The sequence below is a fragment of the Bacillus nitratireducens genome, from assembly GCF_036320425.1.
Lineage (GTDB): Bacteria > Bacillota > Bacilli > Bacillales > Bacillaceae_G > Bacillus_A > Bacillus_A nitratireducens.
Genome location: NZ_JAUMJO010000039.1, coordinates 1 through 1,257 on the forward strand (window position 1 = coordinate 1; position 1,257 = coordinate 1,257).

Sequence of the window (1,257 nt, forward strand, 5' to 3'; positions counted from 1 at the left end):
GCACGCCGCCAGCGTTCATCCTGAGCCAGGATCAAACTCTCCAATAAAGTTAGTTTGTCTAGCATCTAAAAATAAAAATTGACGTTCACGTTGTTTGTTTCGTTCAGTTTTCAAAGAACTTTTTTGGTGGAGCCTAGCGGGATCGAACCGCTGACCTCCTGCGTGCAAGGCAGGCGCTCTCCCAGCTGAGCTAAGGCCCCAAACAAGTATCGGGAAGACAGGATTTGAACCTGCGACCCCCTGGTCCCAAACCAGGTGCTCTACCAAGCTGAGCCACTTCCCGAAAGAAAACGCGCCCGAGAGGAGTCGAACCCCTAACCTCTTGATCCGTAGTCAAACGCTCTATCCAATTGAGCTACGGGCGCATATGGTGCCGAGGGCGGGGGTCGAACCCGCACGGTGGTCACCCACCGCAGGATTTTAAGTCCTGTGCGTCTGCCTGTTCCGCCACCCCGGCATGTCATATTGGAAATTGGAGCGGAAGACGGGATTCGAACCCGCGACCCCAACCTTGGCAAGGTTGTATTCTACCACTGAACTACTTCCGCAAGACATGTTTGAGTTATTTCATTAAAAGTGCGGGTGAAGGGAGTCGAACCCCCACGCCAAAGGCGCTAGATCCTAAGTCTAGTGCGTCTGCCAATTCCGCCACACCCGCATATTTCATTAAAATGGTGAGCCATGAAGGATTCGAACCTTCGACCCTCTGATTAAAAGTCAGATGCTCTACCAACTGAGCTAATGGCTCTTGCAATAAAAACTGGTGCCGACTAGAGGACTTGAACCCCCAACCTACTGATTACAAGTCAGTTGCTCTACCAATTGAGCTAAGTCGGCTAAATGGTGGAGGATGACGGGATCGAACCGCCGACCCCCTGCTTGTAAGGCAGGTGCTCTCCCAGCTGAGCTAATCCTCCGAATTGCCTGGCAACGTCCTACTCTCACAGGGACAAGGTCCCAACTACCATCGGCGCTAGAGAGCTTAACTTCCGTGTTCGGTATGGGAACGGGTGTGGCCTCTCTGCCATCATTACCAGACTGTATTCATTTAAGACAAGAATTATTGTAACTCATTTAACTTTTAAAGTCAACAAGTTTTTTATATTCTTTCAAAACTAGATAACATTGCTTCATATTTATATGGTTAAGTCCTCGATCTATTAGTATTCGTCAGCTCCACATGTCACCATGCTTCCACCTCGAACCTATCAACCTGATCATCTTTCAGGGATCTTACTAGCTTACGCTATGGGAAAT

Annotated in this window: 9 tRNA genes and 2 rRNA genes; all 11 read right to left on the reverse strand. The window is 49.1% G+C overall.

Annotated elements, in window-relative coordinates:
- Positions 1-124 precede the first annotated feature (124 nt).
- Positions 125-200, reverse strand: a tRNA-Ala gene (locus tag Q3V31_RS30615).
- 9 nt (positions 201-209) lie between these two features.
- A tRNA-Pro gene (locus Q3V31_RS30620) sits at positions 210-283 on the reverse strand.
- An 8-nt stretch (positions 284-291) separates the two neighbouring features.
- A tRNA-Arg gene (locus Q3V31_RS30625) sits at positions 292-365 on the reverse strand.
- 3 nt (positions 366-368) lie between these two features.
- Positions 369-457, reverse strand: a tRNA-Leu gene (locus Q3V31_RS30630).
- 16 nt (positions 458-473) lie between these two features.
- Positions 474-548 (reverse strand) — tRNA-Gly (locus Q3V31_RS30635).
- A 29-nt stretch (positions 549-577) separates the two neighbouring features.
- Positions 578-658, reverse strand: a tRNA-Leu gene (locus Q3V31_RS30640).
- 14 nt (positions 659-672) lie between these two features.
- Positions 673-748, reverse strand: a tRNA-Lys gene (locus Q3V31_RS30645).
- Between the two features lie 13 nt (positions 749-761).
- Positions 762-837 (reverse strand) — tRNA-Thr (locus tag Q3V31_RS30650).
- 4 nt (positions 838-841) lie between these two features.
- Positions 842-917, reverse strand: a tRNA-Val gene (locus Q3V31_RS30655).
- A gap of 5 nt (positions 918-922) precedes the next feature.
- Positions 923-1,038: ribosomal RNA gene (gene rrf / locus Q3V31_RS30660) — 5S ribosomal RNA — on the reverse strand.
- A 102-nt stretch (positions 1,039-1,140) separates the two neighbouring features.
- Positions 1,141-1,257 (reverse strand): 23S ribosomal RNA (locus Q3V31_RS30665); the annotation flags it as partial.